The organism is Hasllibacter halocynthiae (assembly GCF_003003095.1).
Taxonomy (GTDB): domain Bacteria; phylum Pseudomonadota; class Alphaproteobacteria; order Rhodobacterales; family Rhodobacteraceae; genus Hasllibacter; species Hasllibacter halocynthiae.
In genome coordinates this window covers 417,421-441,010 of record NZ_PVTT01000002.1, presented here as the reverse complement: position 1 = coordinate 441,010, position 23,590 = coordinate 417,421, and the positions used below count along the sequence as shown (strand labels likewise).

The following is a 23,590-nucleotide window of genomic DNA, read 5'->3' as shown; positions in this document are numbered from 1 at the left end:
GAAAGACCGATGGCGACACCCTCGATGGACCGCCTGAGCCGCCGAACGGTGGCCTTCGTCCTCGCCGGCGGGCGCGGCTCGCGCCTGAAGGAGCTCACGGACCGCCGCGCGAAACCGGCCGTGCCCTTCGGCGGCAAGACCCGGATCGTGGACTTCGCCCTGTCGAACGCCCTGAACTCGGGCATCCGCAAGATGGCCGTCGCCACGCAGTACAAGGCGCACAGCCTGATCCGCCACTGCCAGCGCGGCTGGTCCTTCTTTCGCGCCGAACGGAACGAGTATCTCGACATCCTCCCCGCGTCCCAGCGCGTCTCGGAGGAGAAGTGGTATCTCGGGACCGCCGACGCGGTGACGCAGAACATCGACATCGTGGACGACTACGACATCGACTACGTGCTGATCCTCGCCGGCGACCACATCTACAAGATGGACTACGAGATCATGCTCCAGCAGCATGTGGACACGGGCGCGGACGTGACGATCGGATGCCTGACCGTCCCGCGCGAGGAGGCGTCGGCATTCGGCGTGATGGCCGTCGACGCGGACGACCGGGTGACCGGCTTCCTCGAGAAGCCGGCCGACCCGCCCGGCACGCCGGACGACCCGGCCGTGACCCTCGCCTCCATGGGCATCTACGTCTTCAGGTGGAGCTACCTGCGCGAGCTGCTGCAGCGCGACGCGGACGACCCCCACTCCAAGCACGACTTCGGCGGCGACATCATCCCCTGGATCGTCGAGAACGGGAAGGCCGTCGCCCACCGCTTCACGCAAAGCTGCGTGCGCAGCTCGGCCGAGGCGCCTGCCTACTGGCGCGACGTCGGAACGGTGGATGCCTATTGGAAGGCCCATATCGACCTGACCGACTTCACGCCCGCGCTCGACCTCTGGGATCGGGACTGGCCGATCTGGACCTACTCGGAGAGCGTGCCGCCCGCCAAGTTCATCCATGACGAGGAGGATCGGCGCGGCCTCGCCATCTCGTCGATGGTGGCGGGGGGCTGCATCGTGTCCGGCACGGAGGTCCGCAACTCCGTCCTCTTCACGATGGTGAACACCAACAGCTACGCCCAGCTGCACGAGAGCGTCCTGCTGCCTTACGTGAACGTCGCCCGCAGCGCCCGGCTGACCCGCTGCGTGGTGGACAGCGGCGTCCGGATCCCGGAGGGCATCGTCGTCGGCGAGGACCCGGAGGAGGACGCGCGGTGGTTCCGCGTCTCAGAAGGGGGCGTGACGTTGATCACGCAGGACATGCTGGACAGAAGGGCCGCCGCATCTTGAAGGTCCTCTCGGTCGCCTCCGAATGCGTGCCTTTGGTGAAGACCGGGGGGCTCGCGGACGTGGTGGGGGCGCTGCCCCGGGCGCTCGCCCCGCACGGCGTGGAGATGCGGACCCTCCTGCCCGGCTACGGGGCCGTCATGGACGCGCTCGAGGGCGCCGAGCCGCTCGAGGTGGACCTGCCGGAAGGCCGGGTGCTCGGGGGCCGGGCGGCCGGGCTCGACCTCTTCGTCCTGGACGCGCCCGACCTCTTCGCGCGCGAGGGGGGCGCCTACCTCGATCCGGAGGGGCGCGATTGGCCGGACAACCCCGAACGGTTCGCGGCCCTCTCGCTCGCGGCGGATGCGGTGGGCGCGATCTGGGGCGCCGACGTGATCCATGCCCACGACTGGCAGGCCGGCCTCGCGCCGCTCTTCGCGCGCCGCCGGGGCGGCCCTTCGGTGATGACGATCCACAACGTCGCCTTCCAGGGCAACGCGCCGATGGACCGCGCGGGCGCGATGCACCTCCTCCCGGAGGACCTGTCGGGGGAGGTGGCCGAGTACTGGGGGCAGATCAGCACCCTCAAGGCTGGCATCGCGGTCGCGGACGCGGTCACGACCGTCTCCCCGACATACGCGGCCGAGCTGGCGACGGACGATTTCGGGATGGGCCTCGCCGGATTGATCCGGCATCGGGGCGCGGACGTGCACGGCATCCTGAACGGCATCGACACCGAAGCCTGGGCGCCGCCCTATGGGGACCCGGCAGGCAAGGCCGCGCATCGCGCCGCCCTGCTGGCGGAGTTCGGGCTTCCCGATACGGACGGCCCCCTCTGCGTCGTCGTCTCACGCCTCACCCTGCAGAAGGGACTGGACCTCCTTCTCCAGGCCCTCCCCGCGCTGGTGGACCAAGGCGGCGCGCTGGCGCTCCTCGGGACGGGCGACGTGGCCATCGAGGCTGGCTTCCGGGAAGCCGCCTCCCATCCGCTGGTCGGCGTGAGGATCGGCTATGACGAGGCGCTGTCGCATCGCATGATGGCGGGGGGCGACGCGATCCTGATCCCCTCGCGGTTCGAGCCCTGCGGCCTGACGCAGCTCTACGGCCTGCATCACGGCACGGTGCCGGTCGTCGCGAACGTGGGCGGGCTCGCCGACACGGTGATCGACGCGAACGACGCCGCGCTGCGCGCCGACGCGGCGACCGGGATCAAGCTGCGCGACGTCACCACGCACGAGCTGGCGCGCGCGCTTCACAAGACCCTCGCCCTCCATCGGAACAAAGAAGTCTGGACGGGCATTCAACGGCGCGGCATGGCGCACCCCGTCGGCTGGGACGTCTCGGCCGCCGAGTATGCCGCTCTCTATCGCCGGATATCGGGATGAACGCTCACATCGGTGCCGTCGGAGGCGATGCCCTGGGAACCGCCGGGCACGCGGTGACCGCCGGCCAGCCCCTGCCGCTGGGCGTCACCGTCGGGGATGGGGGCGCGAACGTCGCGGTGGCCGCCCCGCACGCCACCGCTGTCTACGTCTGCCTCTTCGATGGGGACGGGGACGAAGGCGGGGAAGGTGGCGAGGTACGGCTGCGCCTGCCCGAACGCACGGGCGACATCTGGCACGGCTTCGTCGCCGGCCTGACGGCCGGCCGCCGCTACGGCCTGCGGGCCGACGGACCCTGGCGGCCCGAGGAGGGGCACCGGTTCAACGTGAACAAGCTCCTCCTCGACCCCTACGCCCGCCGCATCGAAGGCGAAGTCGTGTGGAACGACGCGGTCTACGGCTATACCGTGGGCGAGGGCGAGGCGGTCGACCTCGTCATGGACGGCCGGGACAGCGCGCCGTTCATGCCGCGCTGCATCGCGGTGAAGGACATGCCTCCCCTGGAGGGGCCCCGCCCCGCACATCCCTGGCACCGCACGGTCATCTACGAGGCCCATGCCCGCGGCCTGACCGAGCTGATGGAAGGCGTGGAGGGCTCGCCGATCCGCCGCCTCGCCGATCCCAGGGTGATCGCGCACCTGAAGGCGCTCGGCGTGACCGCGCTGGAGCTGCTGCCCGTCCACGCTTTCATGGACGACCGCTTCCTCGTGGAGAAGGGGCTGTCGAACTACTGGGGCTATCAGAGCTACGGCTTCTTCGCGCCCGCGCCTCGCTACATGGGCGGCGAGGGACCCGAAGCCTTCCGCGAAACGGTCGCCAAGCTCCATGCGGCGGGGATCGAGGTGATCCTCGACGTAGTCTACAACCACACCGCCGAAGGCGACGAGCACGGGCCGCACCTCTTCCTGAAGGGTCTGGGCAACACGCTCTACTACCGACTCAACCCCGAGGATCCGCGCCGCTACGTCAACGACACCGGCACAGGCAACACGGTCCAGGCCGACAGCCCCGCAGTCGTGCAGCTCGTGATGGATTCCTTGCGGTACTGGGTCGAGATCATGGGCGTCGACGGGTTCCGCTTCGACCTGATGGCGACGCTGGGCCGGGTGGGGGAGGGGGGCTTCGATCCCCGCGCGCCGCTTCTCGACGCGATACGGCAGGACCCCGTCCTGCGCTGCGTCAAGCTCATCGCCGAGCCTTGGGACATCGGCCCGGGCGGCTATCAGGTCGGTGCCTTCCCCTGGCCCTTCCGCGAGTGGAACGACCGGTTCCGCGACGACGTCCGGGCCTTCTGGCGGGGCGATCCCGGCATGGTGCCCAAGCTGGCCGAGGCGTTGGCTGGCTCCGCGCCGGAGTTCGACCATTCCGGCCGCCCGGCGACCACCTCCGTCAACTTCCTGACGGCGCATGACGGCTACACGCTGGCGGACGTCACCGCCTATGCCGAGAAGCACAACGAGGCCAATGGCGAGGGGAACCGCGACGGGCACGACCACAACCTCTCGGACAACATGGGCGCCGAGGGCGGGACGAACGACCCGGCGATTCGCGAAGCACGCGCCCGCCGCCGCCGCGCGATGATGGCGACGCTCATGGTCGCGCAGGGCGTGCCCATGATCCTGGCGGGCGACGAGGTCTGCAACTCGCAGGACGGCAACAACAACGCCTATGCCCAGGACAACCCGATCGGCTGGACCCGCTGGGACGCCGAGGGCTCCGGCGAGATGAGGGACTTCACCGCCCGCGCCATCGCGTTTCGGCAGGGGCAGCCGATCCTCGGGCAGAAGCGGTTCCTCCATGCCGAGGAGACGCCGAGCGGCAACCGCGACATCCTCTGGCTGAAGGAGGACGCCGCGCCGATGCGGGACGAGGACTGGGCCGATCCCGAACGCCGGCTGATCGTCTGCGTCAAGCGCATCGCCGCCGAGGCACCGGGCTACGTCGAGCGGGGCGGCGCGGTCCTGCTGATTCTGAACGCCGGGGACGGGGCCGAGGTCACGATGCCCGAGGGCGACTGGCGGCTCGCGCTCAACAGCGCCGATCCGGACGCCCCGGCCTCGGGGGGAGAGCGGATCGAGATGCCCGGGCAGGCGGTCCTCGCCTATGTCCTGCCCGACAACGAATGAGGAGCGGCCCCATGCGGATCGAGACGGTTCCGACGACCCCCATCGCGGGCCAGAAGCCCGGCACCAGCGGCCTGCGGAAGAAGACCCGGGTCTTCATGAAGCGCCATTACCTCGAGAACTTCGTCGCCTCGATCTTCGCAGGCATCGGCGGCGTTCGGGGGCGTACGCTCGTCCTGGGCGGCGACGGGCGTTACTTCGCGAAAGAGGCGGCGCAGGTGATCCTGCGGATGATGGCCGCTCACGGGGTCGCGCGGGCCATCGTCGGGGCGGGGGGGCTCCTCTCCACGCCGGCGGCCTCGAACCTCATTCGCCAGCGCGCCGCGGACGGCGGGATCATCCTTTCGGCCTCGCACAATCCCGGTGGTCCGGACGCGGATTTCGGCGTGAAGTTCAACGCCGCCAACGGCGGGCCCGCGCCCGAATCGGTCACCGACGCCATCTTCGCCGCCACCAGGGAGATCGAGGAGTACCGCATCGTCGTCGCCGAGGACGCCGACCTCTCCGCGCCCGGCGAGCACAGGCTGGGCGACATGGTGGTCGAGGTCGTCGATCCCGTCGCCGACTACGCCGACCTGATGGAGACGCTGTTCGACTTCGACGCGCTGCGCGCACTGATCGGGGGAGGCTTCCGCGTCCGCTTCGACGCGATGCACGCCGTCACCGGCCCCTACGCCCGCGAGATCCTGGAGAACCGGCTGGGCGCGCCGGAGGGCACGGTGGTCAACGGCACCCCGCGGGAGGATTTCGGCGGCGGCCACCCCGACCCCAACCCCGTCTGGGCGAGGGAGCTGATGGACACGATGCTGGCCGAGGACGCGCCCGACTTCGGCGCCGCCTCGGACGGCGATGGCGACAGGAACATGATCCTCGGGCGCGGCGTCTATGTCGGCCCCTCCGACAGCCTCGCGGTGCTGACGGCGAACGCCCATCTCGCCCCGGGCTACGCGGACGGCCTGGCGGGCGCCGCGCGGTCCATGCCGACCTCGCGCGCGGTGGACCGGGTGGCGGCGGCCAAGGGCATCGACTGCTACGAGACGCCGACCGGCTGGAAGTTCTTCGGCAACCTGCTCGATGCCGGTCGCGTGACCATCTGCGGCGAGGAATCGGCCGGAACGGGCAGCGACCACGTGCGCGAGAAGGACGGCCTCTGGGCGGTGCTGCTCTGGCTGAACGTCCTGGCCGTCCGGGAGAGGTCCGTGGCCGAGATCATGGAGGAGCACTGGGCCCGCTACGGCCGCAACTGGTACTCGCGCCACGACTACGAAGGGGTGGATGCCGAATCCGCCGAAGGTCTGATGAGGGCCCTGCGCGCGCGCCTTCCCGACCTGCCGGGCGAGACCGTCGCCGGCCGCACCGTCGAGGCCGCGGACGAGTTCTCCTATCACGATCCCGTGGATGGCAGCACGTCCTCCGGCCAGGGCATCCGCATCGTCCTGGGGGGGGGCGGGCGCATCGTCCTGCGCCTGTCGGGCACGGGCACGGAGGGCGCGACGCTCCGGGTCTATCTCGAGGACCTTCAGGAGGAGGGGCCCTTCGGCGGCGATCCGCAGGACGCCCTGGCCGGGATGATCGCGGCGGCGGAAGGATTGGCGGGCATCCGCGAGGCGACCGGCCGGGACGCGCCGGACGTCGCGACCTGAGGCTGGACGCGGCGCCTGCGCCGCTCCACCATCCCGCCCGGGAGGTCAGACATGCGCGACACCGTATCCGAACCCCTGCCCGAGGGGATGACCGGGGCGCCCAGCCTGTCGGGCGGCTACGCCCCGGGCTTCGGCAACGACTTCGAGACCGAGGCGCTGCCCGGGGCGCTGCCGCGGGGGATGAACTCGCCCCAGCGCTGCGCCTACGGGCTGTATGCCGAGCAGCTCTCCGGCACCCCCTTCACCGCGCCGCGCGGCCAGAACGAGCGGACCTGGTGCTATCGCATCCGGCCTTCGGTGAAGCACATGGGCCGGATGTCGCGGATCGACCTGCCCTATTGGAAGTCCGCACCGCACGTCGATCCCGAGGTCACCTCGCTCGGCCAGTACCGCTGGGACCCCGTCCCCCATGCGGGCGAGGCGCTGACCTGGCTGACGGGCATGCGGACCATGACCACCGCCGGCGATGTGAACACCCAGGTCGGCATGGCCGCGCATGTCTACCTCGTCACCGAAGGGATGGGCGACACCTACTTCTACTCGGCCGACAGCGAGCTTCTCGTCGTCCCGCAGGAGGGGCGGCTGCGCTTCGCGACCGAGCTGGGGGTGATCGACCTCGCCCCGCAGGAGGTCGCCGTCATCCCCCGCGGCATGGTCTATCGCGTCGACCTGCTCGAAGGGCCCGCCCGCGGCTTCGTGTGCGAGAACTACGGCCAGAAGTTCGACCTGCCCGACCGCGGCCCGATCGGTGCCAACTGCCTGGCGAACCCGCGCGACTTCCTAGCCCCCGTCGCCTGCTTCGAGGATCGTGACTGCGAGGCCCGGATGGTCGTGAAGTGGTGCGGCGCCTTCCACGAGAGCCGGATCGACCACTCGCCGCTCGACGTCATCGCCTGGCACGGCAACTACGCGCCAGTGAAGTACGACCTGAAGACGTTCAGCCCGGTCGGCGCGATCCTCTTCGACCATCCGGATCCGTCGATCTTCACCGTCCTCACCGCGCCTTCGGGCGTGCCCGGGACGGCGAATATCGACTTCGTCCTCTTCCGCGACCGCTGGAATGTCGCCGAGGGCACGTTCCGCCCGCCTTGGTACCACAAGAACGTCATGTCCGAGCTGATGGGCAACATCCACGGCGTCTACGACGCCAAGCCGCAGGGATTCGTCCCCGGCGGCATGTCGCTGCACAACATGATGCTGCCCCACGGGCCCGACGAGGATGCGTTCCGCGCCGCGTCGCTCGCCGATCTCGCGCCCTCGAAACTCGAGGACACGATGGCATTCATGTTCGAGACGCGCTTTCCCCAGCACCTCACCCGCTTCGCCGCCGAGGAGGCACCGCTGCAGGACGACTATGTCGAATGCTGGGCGGCCCTGCGCAAGCGCTTCGACGGCACGCCGGAGGGTGACTGGTGAGCGAGGTTCTCTGGACCATCGCCGTCCTCTTCGGCGCCATCGGGCTGGCCGGGGCCATCGCCTGGGGTGCGACCGGCCGCTATCGCCGGGAGGCGCGCAGGGGGAACCGGAACCGTGACGGGCAGTAGGGGATTGAGGCCGCGAGCGGATCTGAGTGGAGGAGAAGCCAATGGAACTGACGGCATTGATAGCCTGGGGCATCCTGCTCCTCATTCCCATCGTCGGGCTGGTCATGGCGTCCAAGGGCGCCAGGGACCACGACGGCGGCGTACGCCGTCGCGATCGCTGACGCTCCGCTCCGGGGGGACATGTGGCTGACGGCTGCAGTCCTCCCGGCATCGGAGGGCACCTTCCGTCTGCCGCCGCCTCCTTCGAGTATGGCGCGCGGTTCGGGGCGGCGACGCCCGCCTCGGTTGCATGCCGCACATCGCGTTGCCGCATCTTCCTGAGGGAGCGATGCCCCCCCGGACCGCATTGCCGCGCGACGTTCGGCGGCGTCCGGGTCCATCAGGTCTGGCCGGAGGCGCGTCGATGACGGCGAAGGGGGCCTTCCTCGTCCTTCTCTTCCTCGGCGTCGTGCTCGGCACGGCGTGGCTGCGCTGGCGGCTCAGCCACGGCCGGTGGTGGCGCAGATGAGGCTGGCGAGCCTTCGGGAAGGGCCGGACGGCCCGCTGGTGAAGCTTTCCGCCGACGGGCGCCGGATGGCGCGCGCGGGAACGACCCTGCAGCATGCGCTCGACGATTGGGACAGATGGGAGCCGAAGCTGCGCCATCTGGTCCCCGACAAGCCCGCCGGCCGCCTGGGCGCGGTGTTGCCGAGGGCGTTCCAGTTCCTAGACGGATCGGCCTACGTGAACCACGTCGAGCTCGTGCGCCGTGCCAGGGGGGCCGAGATGCCCGAAAGGTTCTGGACCGACCCGCTCATGTACCAGGGCTGCTCGACGTTCCTCTCCCCCAACGCGCCCATCGAGGGGGACGCGACCTGGGGGATCGACTGCGAGGCGGAGGTGGCGGTGATCACGGGCCCCGTGCCGATGGGTGCGGACGAGGCCGAGGCCGCCCATGCCATCCGTCTGGTCACCATCTTGAACGACGTCTCCTTGCGGAACCTCGTCCCCGACGAGCTGGGAAAGGGGTTCGGTTTCGTCCAGTCGAAGCCGCCTTCCGCCCTCGCCCCCGTGGCGGTGACGCCGGACGCGCTGCCAGGATGGGACGGCGCACGCCTGCACGGCACGATGCATGTCGAGGTGAACGGCCTTGCGCTCGGCCGGGCGGACGCAGGCCACGACATGACCTTCGGCTTTCCCGCGCTGATCGCCCACGCGGCGAGGACGCGCGCCCTGCCGGCCGGGACGGTGATCGGCTCGGGCACGGTGTCGAACCGGGACCCGGACGGGCCGGGACGTCCGGTGGCAGACGGGGGGCGCGGCTACTCCTGCATCGCCGAGCAGCGGATGGTCGAGACGATCCTGGGGGGCGAGGCCCGGACCCCGTTCCTCGAAGTCGGCGACCGGGTGCGGATCTGGATGGGCGACGAGGTGGCCCCGCCCTTCGGCGTCATAGACCAGAAGGTGGTGGCGGCTCCGGGTTGACCGTGCCGCAGGGGGCTTCGGAGGAGTGGCGCCGCTCGCCCTCGGCGGATCGCAGGCCGTAGGGCTCCGCCTGGCGCCAGACGTGCTCCGGGATCATCCACCTCATCCGGGCCGGAAGCCGTCGCCGGAGATGGAGGATGGATTCGACGGCCTTCATCTCGATCCGCGCCCGCGCGAACTCGAGGCCTCTCGGCCCGATCCGGGGCTGGAGGAAGGCTGCCAGGGGCCGGGCCCAACCCGGCATCCGGCGCACCGGCAGGCCGCCCGCCGCCGCTTCGGTGTTCGCCACGAACCCCGCGACCGCCCGGCCGCGCCGCCCCCGGGTCGTCGGCGGCGACAGGCGCAGCCCCTCCAGCCCTTCGACCAGGGCGCGCCCCCGCTCGTTCCGGACGATCAACCACTGCTCGCCATCGCCGCCCATGTAGCCGACCGTGACGTCCGACAAGCGGTTGGCGTAGTCGACGCAGGTCCGGCAGGTCAGCGGGAAGAAGTCGTCCGGCAGGTCCGACAGCGGCAGCTTCAGGAAGGGGATGGTGCGGACGGCGCCGTCGCGGAACCGCAGCTCGACCCGGTAGTCGGCCCTGAACTCGAGGTAGCTGACCTCCTCCGGGCGGCTCGTGAGCCGGCCGAGGAATCGGTGGAAGTTCTCCGTCGTGGTGTTGTCCGAACAGGGCGTCCCGATCACGACGAGCGCCTCGAGGCCCAGCCGTGCCTCGACCGCGCGCAGGGCGTGGACCTGGCAGGGAATGCCCACCACCGCGAGGCGCCGATGGCCAGCGGAAGCCGCCGTCTCGAGCAGCGCAAGGAGCGGCGCGTAACCCATCCGCATCCCCCGCGCCTGCGCCAGGTCGACGGGATCGGTGATCAGCGCCGGCACGGGTCGCCATCGGTCGTCCGGGTCCGCCACCATCGTCAGCACCGCGTCCACCCCACCCGAGCGGAGCGCGCGCGCCGCGAGCGCGGTGGTGATGCCGGTCCACTGGGCGCCCTCGGCGGGGGGCGTCATCGTCGCCCGATGCATGGAGAGGACGACGCCGAAGAATCCCTCGTCGCCCCCGCGGGCGGCCTCGCGGCCGTGGACCGCGCGCTCGCGCGCGGGATAGTCGGGCCGGATGAACTGGCAGGCCGTGCCGCAGGCCCCCGCGAGCGCCGTCCGCGACAGGCCGCAATCGGTGCACAAGCCGCGCGGTGCGGCGGCGGGAGGGTTGTCGAGGCGGATCACGCCGCGACCCTCGCAGGATCGGGGCGCGGGGGCGAGGGCCTTCAGGGCTGCCAGAACAGGGTCCGTCCCTCCGGCCATTCCAGCGTGAAGGTCAGGTCTACCTCCGCCGTCTCGCCCGCCCCGATCGAGAGGTCCCAGGCGGCGACGCCGCGGACGCCATCCACGTCCTCCTCGTCCGGCCGGGGGTCGGCGGCGACCTCGACCTCCAGGTTCTCCTGCTCGGAGATGGGCAGGGCGTAGAGGGCGCGCACGTCCCGCGCCTCGTTCCCAGTGTTCTCGACGGTGAAGCGGGCGCGGACCTCCCGGGTGAGCGCCGTCGTGACGACGCCGGTGTCGCCCCTCTCGTTCCCGAGAACCGCGAAGTCGAGGCGCATCTCGTCGAGCGGGCCGAAAGGCAGCTCCTCCTCGGCGCCGGCGGCCCAGAGGGGCAGGGACGTGCCGCCGATGAAGTCGCCGTCGCGGTAGAAAGCGGCCGGCCCCGGCACGAGCGTCTCGCCGCTGTCATTGGTCGCCCGGACGATCAGGAACGCGGTCTCGTCCACGCGCGGAACGGCGCGGGCGCCGACCTCGGAGGGCAGGTCCAGCGTTTCGAGCACGATCTGCGCCGGGTGCCCCGTCGGGGCGAGCGTCACCGGCTCGTCGTATTCGTAGCGCAGCGAGAGCCCGCGCGCGACGGCGGTCGCCCGGGCAGGGGCGGCCATCTCGAGGACGCGGGGCGCGGCGCCGGCGAAGCTTGCCGCATCCTCCTGCATGGCGATGCCGGGGGCGGGCCGGTCATCGCCGATCACCGCGATGGAGGGGCCGGGCTCGGCCGGCGCGAGGGCCCGCCGGGGATCTGCGGTGGAGAGGGTCAGCGAGACGTCCTCCCAGGCCTCGCCCGTCGCCTGCCGGATCGCGGCTCGCCGGGTCAGCGCGAGGCTCGCGGCTTCCGTGTCGAGGCGCAGCTCGTAGTCGGGCGTCCAGCCCGCCGCACCGGAGAGATAGGCGATCTCGACCGGGATCGCCGCCGGCGCGTCCAGCGTGACCGTCGCGATCAGCCCACCCGGGATCTCCGCCGGCGGCGGGGCGGCCTGCAGAAGGAGCTGCGCCCGGCGCAGGTCGGCCTGGGCTTCCTCCAGGGCGTCCTCCAGGGGGCGCCGCTCCTCCTCGAGCTCGGCGATGCCGGCCCGGGCGTCGGCGATCTCGCGCCCGATGACGTCGATCAGGCCGGCGGCCTGTCCGGCCGGCTCCTCCGCGCCCTCGAGCGCGTCGCCCTCCAGCGAGCGGGCGAAGGCGATGCGGGCCTCCAAGCCCTCGATCTGCCCTTCGATCCGGGCCAGCTCGTCCCGGCGCAGGGCGACGGCCTCGGCCCGGGTCTCGACCTCGCGCTCCGGCGGGGTCGGCGCCGCGGGCTCGACCGGCAGGGCGTCGCGCCGCTCCAGGCCGACGAGGGTGGCCGAGCCGACGGCGAGGCGCGGCTCGTCGAGGAAGGAGGCGATCTGCGGCAGCGGCAGCAAGATGCGGTGCGTGCCCGCCGGCAGCTCGGCGGTCTCGGCGGAGCGGACGATCCGTGCGCCCGTGCCGTAGAGGGTCACGGCCTCGGGCACGGTGGGAAGGGTCACGTCCTCGGCGAGAACCGGAAGGGGCAGGAGGGCGACGACGAGGAGATGGCGCATGACGGCTCCGCAGGGGTGGGTCGCGGGAAAGGTGCGCCATGCGCGGCCGTCAGGCAATGACATGGCGCCCCGCCCCGCGGCCCTGCGCTAACGGACCATCCCGAGGATGTCGTAGGTCCGCTCGAGGATGGGGACCGTGATCGCCCGCGCCCGCTCGGCTCCGCGGGCGAGGGTGGCGTCGATCTCGGCCGGGTCGCCCAGCAGGCGCCTCATCTCCTCGCCAATCGGGGCGAGCCTCCCGACCGCGAGGTCGGCCAGCGCGGGCTTGAACTCGGCCCAACCCTTCCCGCCATGCTCCGCGAGTACGGCGTCGACGGTCGTGTCCGACAGGGCGGCGTAGAGGTTCACGAGGTTCCGCGCGCCCTCCCGCCCCGCGAGGCCGGCCGCGTCGGATGGCAGGGCGTCGGGATCTGTCCGGGCCTTGCGGAGCTTGCGGGCGATGGTCTCCGCATCGTCGAGCATGTTGATCCGGCTGGCGTCGGACGGGTCGGAGGAGGACATCTTCCGCGTCCCGTCGCGCAGGGACATGACGCGGGTCGCGGTGCCCTCGATGACGGGCGTGACCTCAGGGAAGAAGTCCACGCCGTGGTCGTGGTTGAACTTCGCCGCGATGTCGCGGGTCAGCTCGAGGTGCTGCTTCTGGTCGTCGCCCACGGGAACGTGGGTTGCGTGGTAGATCATGATGTCGGCCGCCATCAGGGCCGGATACGCGAAGAGGCCGAGGGACGCGGCCTCGGCGTTCTTGCCTGCCTTGTCCTTCCACTGGGTCATGCGTCCCATCCAGCCCATGCGCGCCACGCAGTTGAACACCCAGGCGAGCTGCGCGTGCTCGGGCACGCGGGACTGGTTGATCAGGATCGACCGCTCGGGGTCGACCCCGGCGGCGAGGAAGCCGGCCGCCACCTCACGCGTCATCCGGCAGAGGCGCTCGGGGTCCTGGGGGACGGTGATCGCGTGAAGGTCGACCACGCAGTAGACGGTCTCGTAGGTACCCTCGTCCTGCATCTCGACGAAGCGGCGCAGCGCGCCGAGATAGTTCCCGAGATGGAGGTCGCCCGAGGGCTGGATGCCGGAGAAGATCCGGGGCGTGAAGTCGGCCATTGGGGTGCCTTCGGCTGGCGTCCGTGAAGGGCGCGGGGTAGCCCCGGCCGGACGATCGCGCAAGGAGGCCGGCCGGTGCAGGGCTACGACGAATCCCCTTTCCAGGCCCTGCCGCCCGTGGTGGTCGCGCTGGCCCTCGCCGTCGCCTTGCCCGAGCTGGCGCTGTCGGCGGCGGACCGGGGGCTCCTCGGCGCGGGCGCCGCGGGCTGGCGGATCGAGGCGTTGAAGGCGTTGGGCGTGTTCCCCCGGCTCCTCGACCTCGGGGCCGCGCGGGGCGACGTCATCGCCGCCGAGCCCTGGCGCCTCGCGACCTTCCCGTTCGTCCACCGGGGCTTCGCGGACATGCTCTTCGGGGTGGTGTTCGTCCTCGCGCTCGGCAAGTTCGTCGCCGAGGCGATGGGCACGCTCGCCACCTTGGCGGTGTTCTTCGGGGCGGCGATCTTCGGCGCGCTCCTCTGGTGGGCTCTGGGCGGCGCGTCGGCGCCGCTCGCGGGGGCCTACGTGCCGGCCTACGGGCTGATCGGCGCCTTCACCTTCGTCCTCTTCACGCGCGCGGGGGCGGCCGGCGGATCGCGGCTTGCGGCGTTCCGGCTGATCGGGTTCCTCATGGCGATCCAGCTGGCCTTCTCGCTGCTCTTCGGCGCGGCGGACTGGTGGATGGGCGAGATGGCGGGCTTCCTCTTCGGGTTCGCGATATCCTTCGTGGCCGCGCCGGGCCGTGCGCGCGTCTTCCTCGAGAGGATACGCTCGCGCTAGCGACGGGCCGAATTCACGAGGTCGCGCAGGCGGAACGCCCCGAAGAGCTGCCCCAGAAGCCCGTAGGACAGGATGCCGACCGCCACGAGGGCGACGATGCCCAGCGTGCGCGACGTGCCGAACACCGGCAGGAGCGCGAGGTTGGCCCCCCAGACCACCACGCCCATGGCGAGGCTCGCCAGGACGATCCGCCAGATGCGGGCCTTCGCGTCGGGCAGCAGGCGCACGTCCTCGCCATGGCGGCGCGCCGCCCGGGCGAGGAGGAGGAAGGTCGCCCACCCAGCCACGGTCGTGGCGACGGCGGCGGCGGCGAAGCCGATGGCCGGCATCAGGCCGAAGGCGAGGGCGGCGTTCACCACCATCGCCGCGACGGCGATGCGGAACGGGGTCCGCGTGTCCTCGCGCGCGAAGAAGACGGGCTGCCAGACCTTCTGGAGGACGAAGGCCGGCAGCCCGAGGCCGTAGATCGCGACGGCGACGGCGGTGGCGGCGGTGTCGTCGGGCCCGAACGCCCCCCGCTGGAAGAGCGCGGAGACCAGCGGCAGCGGCACCACGAGGAGAGCGACGGCCGCCGGCACCGTCAGGGCCAGCGCGAACTCGGCCGCGCGCGAGAGCGAGCGCCGGCCCGCCGCCGCGTCCCCGTCCGAGAGGCGGCGGGACAGCTCGGGCAGGAGGACCACGCCCACCGCGATGCCCACCACGCCGAGGGGAAGCTGGTAGAGGCGGTCGGCCAGCGACAGCCACGTGATGGCCCCTTCGGTCCGCGAGGCGACCTGCCGCCCGACGAGAAGGTTGACCTGCACCACCCCCCCGGCGAGCGCCGCGGGCGCGGCGATCACCGCGAGGCGCTTCAGTTCGGGCGTGATGCGGGGGCGGCCGGGGACCAGCCGGTAGCCGGCGCGCGCCGCCGCCCACCAGACCAGCGCGAGCTGTGCGGCCCCTGCGATAGGAACGGTCCAGGCCAGCACGAGGCCGACGTCGAGGCCGGAATGGAGGGCCAGCGCGACGGCGGCCACGAAGAGGACGTTGAGGAGGGCTGGGGCCGCAGCGGCCGCCACGAAGCGCCCCGTGGCGTTGAGAACCCCCGAGAGGAGCGCGGCGAGCGAGATGAAGAGGATGTAGGGGAACGCGATCCGGCCGTAGAGCACCGCGAGGTCGAACCGCTCGTCCCCCGCGAAGCCCGAGGCCATCGCGAGCACGAGGAGCGGCATCGCCGCCGTCGCGATCACGGTGAGGACGATCAGGATCGTCGCGAGCCCCATCGCCGCGTCGCGCGCGAAGGGAAGGGCCCCGTCCCCCTTCTCCACCTTCTTCGAGAACATGGGCACGAAGGCCATGTTGAACGCCCCTTCCGCGAAGAGCCGCCGGAAGAGGTTCGGAAGCGAGAACGCGACGATGAAGGCGTCGAAGACGGGGCCGGCGCCGAGGACGGCCGCGAAGGCGACGTCGCGCACGAAGCCCAGCACCCGCGACAGCATGGTCCAGACGCCGACGGTGGCGAAGGCGCGGGCGAGGCGGGGGGCGGGACGGGGGGCCATGCAGCGGTCATGGCCCCCCCGGCGCGCGATGGCAATTTGCCCCCCGGACGGAAGGCTTCCGGCGCGGCGCGGACGCCGCGGCCGAACCCGGGGTGCCCTCCCCCCGCCCGCGCCCGGCTAGCTGCGCGCCCGGGCCGCGCCGGTCGCGATGGCCTCGCGCAGGTGCTTCTCCAGGGACTTGCGCCGCCGCTCGTCGTGCAGCTTCAGGCCGAACAGGTCCTTGACGTAGAACGTGTCGACCGCCTGCTCGCCATAGGTGGCGACGACCGCCGAGGCGATCGTCAGCCCCGCGTCGGCGAGGGTGCGCGTCAGGTCGTGGAGAAGGCCCGGACGATCGCGGGTATCGACTTCGACCAGCGTGTAGAGATCGGACGCCTCGTTGTCGAAGGCGATCACCGTGGGCACCCGGAAGCCGCGCTCGCGCTTGCGGATCTGGTCCTTCGGCGCCAGCGCGTCGCGCGTCACCACGTCGCCCTTGAGGCAGCGGCCGATCGCCTGCCGCAGGCGCGGCAGCCGCGCCTCGTCATAGGCGGCCCCGTTGCCGTCCTGCAGCCAAAACACCGCCGTCGCGAAGCCGTCCTTCGAGGTGAAGGTGGTCGCGTCGACCACCTCGGCCCCGGCCAGCGCCAGCGCCCCGGCCAGACGCGAGAAGAGGCCCGGATGGTCGGCCATCGCGAAGGCGATGCGGGTGGCGTCGCGATCGGCGTCGGCGCGCAGCTCCATCCGCATCCCGTCCGGCGCGAGATCGCGCAGCATCCGGGCGAACCCGACATGGGCGGCGACCGGCAGGCTCAGCCAGTAGGGCCCGTAGTGTCGCGCCGTCTCGGCGCGCAGGGCGGCGGCGGGCCAGTCCGCGAGGGCCTCGCGCAAGGCGCGCTTGGCCTCGGCCTCCCGGGGGGCGCGCGCGGCGGGTGGGCGGCCGTCCAGCACGGCCGCCGCCTCCCGGTGCAGGCGGCGGAGGAGCTGCGCCTTCCAGTTGTTCCACGTGTCCGGCCCCACGGCGCGGATGTCGCAGACGGTCAGCACGGTCAGCAGGTCCAGGCGCCCCCGCGTGCCCACCTGCTTGGCGAAGGCGGCGATGGTGCGCGCCTCGGAGAGATCGCGCTTCTGGGCCACGTCCGACATCAGCAGGTGGTGGCGCACCAGCCATTCGACGGTCTCGACCTCCCCCCTGGAGAGGCCGAGGCGCTGGCAGGCGCTCCGCGCGATGCGGGCGCCGAGGACCGAATGGTCCTCCTCGCGGCCCTTGCCGATGTCGTGCAGCAGCGTCGCGAGGTAGAGCGCCCGGCGCTCGACCCCGGCCTCCAGGATGCCGCTCGCGACGGGCAGCTCCTCGAGCATCTCGCCCTTCTCGATCATCGCGAGGGTGGCCACGGCCTGGATCGTGTGCTCGTCCACCGTGTAGGAATGGTACATGTTGTACTGCATCAGGCAGGCGACGTGCTCGAACTCGGGCAGGAAGGCGGCGAGGACGCCGATCTCGTTCATGCGGCGCAGCGCGCGCTCGGGGTTTCCGTGCTTGAGGATCGTGTCGAGGAAGACCCGCTGGGCGGCGCGATCCTCGCGCAGGCCGGCGACGAGGGCGAGGTTGTCCTTCGTCAGCCTCAGCGCGTCGGCGTCGATCAGCAGCCCCGTGCGCAGCGCCTCCTCGAAGAGGCGCAGGATGTTCAGCGGCTCGGAGAGGTAGGCGGCGGGGTCGGCGACCGAAAGGCGCCCGTAGCGGACCCCGAAAGGCGCGCGGACGCGGCGCCGGCGGGGCAGCAGGCGCTGGAGCAGGGGCTCCGACTTGAACTCCTCCGCCTCGAGGGCCTGCAGGACGATGCGCGTCAGCTCGCCGACGTCGGTGGCATGGCGGAAGAAGTCCTGCATCAGCCGCTCGACGCCGCGCCGGCCGGGACGGTCCTCGTAACCCATGCGCTCGGCGACCTCGATCTGCAGGTCGAAGGTCAGGGTCTCGGCCGCGCGCCCGGCGGCGAGGTGCATGTGGCAGCGCACCGCCCAGAGGAAGGCGTGCGCCCGCTCGAAGAGGAGCTGCTCGGAAGGGCGGAACGCGCCACGCGCCACGAGGGCGTCCCCGTCGGGGGCGTCGTGGACGTATTTCGCCATCCAGTAGAGCGACTGGAGGTCCCGCAGCCCGCCCTTGCCCTCCTTGACGTTGGGCTCGACCCGGTAGCGCTGGTTGCCCTGCCGCTCGAGGCGCAGCGCCCGCTCGGCGAGCTTGGCGTCGACGAAGGCCTTCTCGCTCCCGGAGAAGAGGTCGCGCCGCAGCCGCAGCCCGAGCTCGTCCGCCAGCGCGGCGTCCCCCGCCACGGCCCGCTGCTCGAGCAGGGAGGTGCGGATGGTGAAGTCCTCGCGCCCGAGGCGCAGGCAGTCCGCAACCGTGCGCGTCGCGTGCCCGACCTTCAGCTTGAGGTCCCAGAGGAGGTAGAGGACCGTCTCGATCACCCGTTCCTGCCACCCCGTCACCTTCCACGGCACGAGGAACAGAAGGTCCACGTCGCTGAAGGGGGCCATCTCGCCCCGGCCGTAGCCGCCCACCGCGAGGATCGTGAGGCGCTCGCCCTCGGAGGGCACGCCGTTGGGATGGAGCGCGAGGGCATGGGCGAAGGCGGCGCGGACCACGACGTCGGTCAGTGCGGCCTGCCCCTCGATCACGGGGCGCGAATCGCACGGCGCCCCGGCGAGGCGCGCGGCCAGCGCGGCCCGGCCCTGTTCCAGCGCCTTGCCGAGGAGGCGGCGCGCCTCTGCGGCGGCCTCCTCGGGGGGAAGGGCAGCGATGCGCTCCGCGAGTGGCGCCTCCGGCGCGGCGCCCCGGCCGTCCGGGATCAGAAGAAGCCGCCGCCGAGGCGGGCGGGGGCGGGATCGACGACGGCGACCTGCCCGCCCCGGACCGTGGCCACCGCCAGCGCCCGCTCGGCGGTGCCGTCGGGGCGGATGCGGAACGGGCCGGTCGCCCCCTCGAAGCCCTGGCCGCGCGTCAGCGTCCCCGCCGACAGCGCGTCGCCCCTGCCGGAGGCGAGGCCGGCGACGATCGCCCGCATCCCGTCGTAGGCCACGGAGGCCAGCGGGTGCGGCTCGCTGCCGTAGGCGGCGGCGAAGCGGCTGCGGAAGGCGGCGTCGCGCCCGGGATCGGGAAGCGCGAACCAGCCGCCCTCGACGCCCGGCAGCGCCAGCGTCGCGGGCGGGATGTCCCAGCGCGTCAGGCCGACATATTGCTGGGCGGGCGGCGCGATGCCGTTCTGGGGCAGCAGCTCGACCAGCAGGGGCAGGGCGCCCGCGGTGTCGGTGGTCAGGAAGACGGTGTCCGCGCCGCCCGCGGCCTGCGCGATCCGGGGCGCCGCCTCGACGACGCCGCCTTGGGTGAACTCGAAGGTCTCGACCCCGGCGATCCGCGCGCCGGCCTGGCTGGCAGCCGTGGTCACCGCCTGCCTGCCGGCCCGCCCGACGGCGTTGTCCGGCGCCACCACGAGGATGTCGTCACGCCCCTGCGAGACCCCGTAGGACACCAGCCGCCGGGCCGTGTCGTCGAAGGTCTGCCCCAGGATGAAGACGTTCCCGCCCGCGATGGCGGCGTTGTTGGACAGCGCCAGGACGTTCACGCCCGCCGGCGCCGCGGCGACGCCCGCGGCGTTGGCCGCCTGCGCGAAGAGCGGCCCGAGGATCACCGGCGTGCCCGCGGCGACCGCCGCCTGCGCCGCCTGCCGGGCGCCCGCCGCCGTCCCGCCGGTCTCGAACACCTCGAGGGTGACGGCGTCCGCCCCGGCCTCGGACAGGGCGAGGCGGGCCGCCCGCTCGAGGTCGGTGGAGAGCTGCCCCTCGTTCCCGCCGCCCCCGGGCAGGAGGAGGGCGACGGTGGCCGGCGCGACCGGTCCGGCGTCGCGCGCCGGCCCGGCGAGGCCGACGGGCCCGCCGCAGGCCGCCAGCGCCAGCGGCAGCGCGAGAAGCGCGAGCGCGCGGCGCGCGCGGGTCGGAAAGGACGCCTTGCGGGCGGCGGTGTTGACGGCGATCATGCGGCTCTCCCCTCGGGCGGATCCGTCGCGGTCGCCCCGGCCTTCGATAGCGCCGGGTCGCGGGGCTGGCAAACGCCTCGCGCCTCCGCCCGGGCCGCGCGGGCGGGAAGGCGCGGAGAGACCCATGAGCGAGAGCGACCCCCCTTCCATCCCCCCCGGCCTCACCCTCGTCTCCGTGCCGATCGGGAACGCCCGCGACGTGACCCTGCGCGCCCTCGACGTCCTGCGGGGCGCCGAGGTGCTGGCGGCGGAGGACACGCGGTCCCTGCGCCGCCTGATGGACATCCACGGCATCCCTTTGAACGGGCGCCGCATCCGGCCCTATCACGACGCCAACGGCGCCCGCGCCCGCCCCGCCCTGATGCACGCGCTGGGGGAGGGTCGCTCGGTCGCCTACGCGTCCGAGGCCGGAACGCCCATGATCGCCGATCCGGGCCTCAAGCTCGCGCGCGAGGCCGTCTCGGCCGGAATCCCCGTGACGGCCGCGCCCGGTCCCGTGGCGGCGGTGGCGGCGCTGACCCTTTCGGGCCTGCCGACCGACCGGTTCCTCTTCGCGGGCTTCCCGCCGCCCGGCGCGGGCGCGCGGCGGCGCTGGCTGGAGGGGCTGGCGGGCGCCGGGGCGACCGTGATCCTCTACGAGAGCCCGCGCCGTGTTCACCGCCTGTTAACGGAGATGCGCGAGAGCTTCGGGGACGGCCGCGCCGCGGCGCTGGCCCGCGAGGTGACGAAGCGCTTCGAGGAGGTGATCCGCGGCACCCTCGCCGAGGTGGCCGAGGCGACCCACGGGCGCGAGCTGAAGGGCGAGGTCGTCGTGATGGCCGGCCCCGGAGGGGGCGGAGGCGCGGCGGAGGACCTTCCGGCCCTTCTCGCCGAGGCGCTGGAGGGGGCCTCCCTTCGCGACGCGGTGGACCGCGTGGCGGCGGCGACGGGATGCAAGCGGCGCGAGGTCTACCGCCTCGCCCTGGAGATGGAGCGCGGGGATGGAGACGGCGGGGACCCGGAGGGGGCGCAGGAACCACGCTGATGGCATGGCCGCCGAGGAGGCCGTCGCCCGCCACTACGCCCGCCGCGGCCTCTCCCTGCGGGACCGCCGCTGGCGCGGGTCAGGGATGGAGATCGACCTCGTGCTCCAGGACGGCGAGGGCGTCGTCTTCGTCGAGGTGAAGAAGGGCCGCGACCACGCCGCGGCCGCCCAGCGGATCACCCCGCGCCTGATGGCGCGCCTCCACGCCGCCGCGGAGGAGTATCTCGGCACCATGCCGAAGGGCCTCCTGACCCTGGCGCGCGTCGACCTGGCCTATGTGGACGCCCTGGGCCGGATCGAGCTGGTCGAGAACGCGGTGATCTAACGGCGATCCCCGCGCGGGGATTGCGCGGGCGGCGCGCGGGCGGCATCCCAGGCCCGAAGCCGGAGGAGCGCCCGTGACAGATCACCCCCGCGTCGCGGTCCAGATGGACCCCCTGGAGGCCGTCGACATCGACGCCGACACCACGTTCCGGCTCATCGAGTCGGCGCAAGGCAAGGGTTGGCCCGTGTTCGTCTACACGCCGGACCGGCTGGCCTACGTGGAGGGGCGGGTCCTGGCGACGGGGCGCGTCGTCACCGTCTCGCGGCGCAGGGGCGGGCACGCCCGCTTCGGCCCCTGGGAAGAGCGCGACCTCGCCGAGGAGGCCGACGTCGTCTGGCTGCGCCAGGACCCGCCCTTCGACATGGGCTACATCACCACGACGCACATCCTGGATCGGCTGGCGGGCCGGACGCTGGTGGTCAACGACCCGTTCTGGGTCCGCAACCACCCCGAGAAGCTGCTCGTCCTCGACTTTCCGGACCTGACGCCCCCCACCGCCGTCACGCGCGACCTCGGCACCATCCGCGCCTTCCGCGAACGGCACGGCGACGTCATCCTCAAGCCGCTCTACGGCAACGGGGGCGCGGGCGTGTTCAAGCTGGCGCCGGGGGACGGCAACCTCGCCTCGCTGCACGAGCTCTTCACCTCCATGAGCCGCGAGCCCCTGATCGTGCAGAAGTTCCTTCCCGACGTGACGGCGGGCGACAAGCGCGTCCTTCTCGTCGACGGCGAGCCGGTCGGCGCGATCAACCGGGTGCCCGCGAAGGGCGAGACCCGGTCGAACATGCATGTGGGCGGGCGCGCGGAAGCCTCCGTCCTGACCGAGCGGGAGCGGGAGATCTGCGCCCGGATCGGCCCCCTGCTGCGCGAGAAGGGGCAGTTGCTGGTGGGGATCGACGTGATCGGCGGCTGGCTGACGGAGATCAACGTGACCTCGCCCACTGGCGTGCAGGAGCTGGAGCGGTTCGATGGCACCGATGTCGCCGGCCTGATCTGGGACGCGGTGGAGCGCCGGCTTCAGAGCGCCTCGCCGTAGAGGCGGAAGCCCAGCGCCTCGGCCACGTGGGGCGCTTCGACCCGTTCGGCCCCCGCGAGGTCGGCGACGGTGCGCGCCACCCGCAGCACCCGGTGGTAGCCCCGCGCGGAGAGGCCCCGGCGGGCGGCGAACCGCTCGATCAGGGCGCGCCCCTCGCCGTCCGGCCGCGCGACGGCCTCCAGCTGCCCGGCGGAGAGGTCGGCGTTGGTCGCGGCCCCCTCCACGCCGCGCGCGGCCTGCCGCCCGCGCGCGGCGGCGACGCGTTCGGCGACCGCCGCCGTCCCTTCGCCCGCCGCGGGGCCGTCCATGTCGGTCCAGGGCACGGCGGGCACCTCCAGCCGCAGGTCGAAGCGGTCCATCAGCGGCCCGGAGATGCGCCCGAGGTAGTCGCCCCCGCAGCTGGGCGCCTTCGGGCAGGCGCGGGACGGGTCCGCGAGGTGCCCGCAGCGGCAGGGGTTCGCGGCGGCCACGAGGAGGAAGCGGCAGGGATACTTCACATGCGCGTTCGCGCGGGAGACGGTGATCTCGCCGGTCTCGACGGGCTGGCGCAGGGTCTCGAGCACCTGGCGCGGGAACTCGGGGAACTCGTCCATGAAGAGGACGCCGTTATGCGCGAGGGAGACCTCGCCCGGGCCCGCGCCCTTGCCGCCGCCGATGATGGCGGCCGTGGACGCGGTGTGGTGCGGCGTCATGCAGGGCCGCGCGCGCGAGACGGCTCCCCCCTCGATCAGGCCGGCGACGGAGTGGACCATCGTGGTCTCCAGCGTCTCGGCGGGGGTCATGGGGGGCAGGATGCCGGGCAGGCAGGCGGCCAGCATCGACTTGCCGGCCCCGGGCGGGCCCACCATCAGGAGGTGGTGGCGCCCGGCGGCGGCGATCTCCAGCGCGCGGCGCGCCTTCTCCTGGCCCCGCACCTCCGCGAGGTCGCGGGCGGGGCGCGCGCGCCCGACCTCGCCCGGGACGGCGGGCTCCAGCGGGGCGGCGTCCGTCAAATGGGCGATGGCGGCGGCGAGGTCCTTCGGCCCCAGCACGGTCGCGGCGGCGACCCAGGCTCCCTCGGGCGCGCAGGGCGCGGGAACCATCAGCGCGCGCGCCTCCGCGGCGGCGGTCATGGCGGCGGGCAGGGCGCCGCTGACCGGGACGAGGCCGCCGTCGAGGGAGAGCTCGCCCATGGCGACGAGGTCCTCGACACGCTGGGCGGGCACCACGTCAATCGCCGCAAGGAGCGCCAGGACGATCGGCAGGTCGAAATGCGAGCCTTCCTTCGGCAGGTCCGCGGGCGAGAGGTTCACCACGATGCGCCGGGCGGGGGCCGCGATGGAAAGGGCGGTCATGGCGGCGCGCACGCGCTCGCGCGCCTCCTGCACGGCCTTGTCGGGCAGGCCCACGACGGCGAAGCCCGGCGCGCCCGGCAGGACCGAGCACTGGACCTCGACGATGCGGGCCTCGACGCCCTCGAAGGCGACGGTGCGGGTGGTGGCGTGCAACGGCTCGGCCTTCCTCTGGTTCGGGA

The 23,590-nt window shown here is 72.8% G+C and carries 18 protein-coding genes; 11 read left to right on the top strand and 7 right to left on the bottom strand.

The features are described 5' to 3' along the window. Positions 1 to 9: 9 nt before the first annotated feature. From glgC to BCF33_RS09050, 7 genes are all read left to right on the top strand, one after another. A complete protein-coding gene (gene glgC, locus BCF33_RS09075) occupies positions 10 to 1,278 on the top strand; it encodes a glucose-1-phosphate adenylyltransferase (RefSeq protein WP_245883793.1) in 1,269 nt (422 codons plus the stop codon). Beyond that, entirely contained in the window at positions 1,272 to 2,639 is a 1,368-nt protein-coding gene (gene glgA, locus BCF33_RS09070; RefSeq protein ID WP_106161511.1) for a glycogen synthase GlgA, read from the top strand. The genes glgC and glgA overlap by 7 nt, the downstream gene beginning before the upstream one ends. Then, complete coding sequence (gene glgX / locus BCF33_RS09065) at positions 2,636 to 4,762, top strand: glycogen debranching protein GlgX (RefSeq protein ID WP_106160629.1); 2,127 nt, start codon at positions 2,636 to 2,638, stop codon at positions 4,760 to 4,762. Before glgA ends, glgX begins: the two co-directional genes overlap by 4 nt. An 11-nt stretch (positions 4,763 to 4,773) precedes the next feature. Then, positions 4,774 to 6,402, top strand: a complete 1,629-nt coding sequence (locus BCF33_RS09060) for an alpha-D-glucose phosphate-specific phosphoglucomutase (protein WP_106160628.1) — start codon at positions 4,774 to 4,776, stop codon at positions 6,400 to 6,402. Positions 6,403 to 6,489: 87 nt separating this feature from the next. Next, positions 6,490 to 7,818 (top strand): homogentisate 1,2-dioxygenase, encoded by a 1,329-nt coding sequence (gene hmgA / locus BCF33_RS09055; RefSeq protein WP_211292393.1) that lies wholly within the window; start codon positions 6,490 to 6,492, stop codon positions 7,816 to 7,818. Then, a complete protein-coding gene (locus BCF33_RS14475; RefSeq protein WP_281260014.1) occupies positions 7,815 to 7,946 on the top strand; it encodes a hypothetical protein in 132 nt (43 codons plus the stop codon). The genes hmgA and BCF33_RS14475 overlap by 4 nt, the downstream gene beginning before the upstream one ends. Before the next feature lie 504 nt (positions 7,947 to 8,450). Continuing rightward, on the top strand, positions 8,451 to 9,410 hold the full coding sequence (locus tag BCF33_RS09050) for a fumarylacetoacetate hydrolase family protein (protein WP_106161509.1): 960 nt from the start codon (positions 8,451 to 8,453) through the stop codon (positions 9,408 to 9,410). Here BCF33_RS09050 and BCF33_RS09045 read toward each other — a convergent pair. The 3 genes from BCF33_RS09045 to trpS form a co-directional block, all read right to left on the bottom strand. Further along, on the bottom strand, positions 9,376 to 10,632 hold the full coding sequence (locus BCF33_RS09045) for a Coenzyme F420 hydrogenase/dehydrogenase, beta subunit C-terminal domain (protein ID WP_245883792.1): 1,257 nt from the start codon (positions 10,630 to 10,632) through the stop codon (positions 9,376 to 9,378). The genes BCF33_RS09050 and BCF33_RS09045 overlap by 35 nt on opposite strands. Before the next feature lie 41 nt (positions 10,633 to 10,673). After that, positions 10,674 to 12,287, bottom strand: a complete 1,614-nt coding sequence (locus BCF33_RS09040) for a DUF4139 domain-containing protein (RefSeq protein WP_158259396.1) — start codon at positions 12,285 to 12,287, stop codon at positions 10,674 to 10,676. Between the two features lie 87 nt (positions 12,288 to 12,374). Then, entirely contained in the window at positions 12,375 to 13,388 is a 1,014-nt protein-coding gene (trpS, locus tag BCF33_RS09035) for a tryptophan--tRNA ligase (protein ID WP_106160624.1), read from the bottom strand. A 75-nt stretch (positions 13,389 to 13,463) separates the two neighbouring features. On the opposite strand from trpS, the gene BCF33_RS09030 reads away from it, so the two are divergent. Beyond that, positions 13,464 to 14,144 carry a rhomboid family intramembrane serine protease gene (locus tag BCF33_RS09030; RefSeq protein WP_158259395.1) on the top strand — a complete coding sequence of 227 codons (681 nt, stop codon included), beginning with the start codon at positions 13,464 to 13,466 and terminating at the stop codon, positions 14,142 to 14,144. On the opposite strand, the gene murJ is transcribed toward BCF33_RS09030, so the two are convergent. The 3 genes from murJ to BCF33_RS09015 all read right to left on the bottom strand — a co-directional run bounded on the left by murJ (position 14,141) and on the right by BCF33_RS09015 (position 19,692). Further along, a complete protein-coding gene (murJ, locus tag BCF33_RS09025; RefSeq protein WP_106160622.1) occupies positions 14,141 to 15,682 on the bottom strand; it encodes a murein biosynthesis integral membrane protein MurJ in 1,542 nt (513 codons plus the stop codon). The two genes, BCF33_RS09030 and murJ, sit on opposite strands and share 4 nt — an antisense overlap. Positions 15,683 to 15,799: 117 nt before the next feature. Then, entirely contained in the window at positions 15,800 to 18,511 is a 2,712-nt protein-coding gene (locus tag BCF33_RS09020) for a [protein-PII] uridylyltransferase (protein ID WP_106160621.1), read from the bottom strand. Beyond that, positions 18,508 to 19,692: a penicillin-binding protein activator gene (locus BCF33_RS09015; protein WP_106160620.1), complete on the bottom strand. Its 1,185-nt coding sequence runs from the start codon at positions 19,690 to 19,692 to the stop codon at positions 18,508 to 18,510. The genes BCF33_RS09020 and BCF33_RS09015 overlap by 4 nt, the downstream gene beginning before the upstream one ends. 124 nt (positions 19,693 to 19,816) lie before the next feature. Here BCF33_RS09015 and rsmI point away from each other — a divergent pair, with 124 nt between their 5' ends. From rsmI to gshB, 3 genes are all read left to right on the top strand, one after another. Beyond that, positions 19,817 to 20,716 (top strand): 16S rRNA (cytidine(1402)-2'-O)-methyltransferase, encoded by a 900-nt coding sequence (gene rsmI, locus BCF33_RS09010; RefSeq protein ID WP_106160619.1) that lies wholly within the window; start codon positions 19,817 to 19,819, stop codon positions 20,714 to 20,716. 4 nt (positions 20,717 to 20,720) lie between these two features. Then, the gene (locus BCF33_RS09005; RefSeq protein WP_245883791.1) at positions 20,721 to 21,041 is read left to right on the top strand and encodes a YraN family protein; all 321 of its coding nucleotides are present in this window, start codon (positions 20,721 to 20,723) and stop codon (positions 21,039 to 21,041) included. 73 nt (positions 21,042 to 21,114) lie between these two features. Further along, entirely contained in the window at positions 21,115 to 22,077 is a 963-nt protein-coding gene (gene gshB, locus BCF33_RS09000; protein ID WP_281260013.1) for a glutathione synthase, read from the top strand. Here the strand turns inward: gshB and BCF33_RS08995 are convergent. Then, positions 22,059 to 23,564: a YifB family Mg chelatase-like AAA ATPase gene (locus BCF33_RS08995; RefSeq protein ID WP_106160617.1), complete on the bottom strand. Its 1,506-nt coding sequence runs from the start codon at positions 23,562 to 23,564 to the stop codon at positions 22,059 to 22,061. The genes gshB and BCF33_RS08995 overlap by 19 nt on opposite strands. Positions 23,565 to 23,590 lie beyond the last annotated feature (26 nt).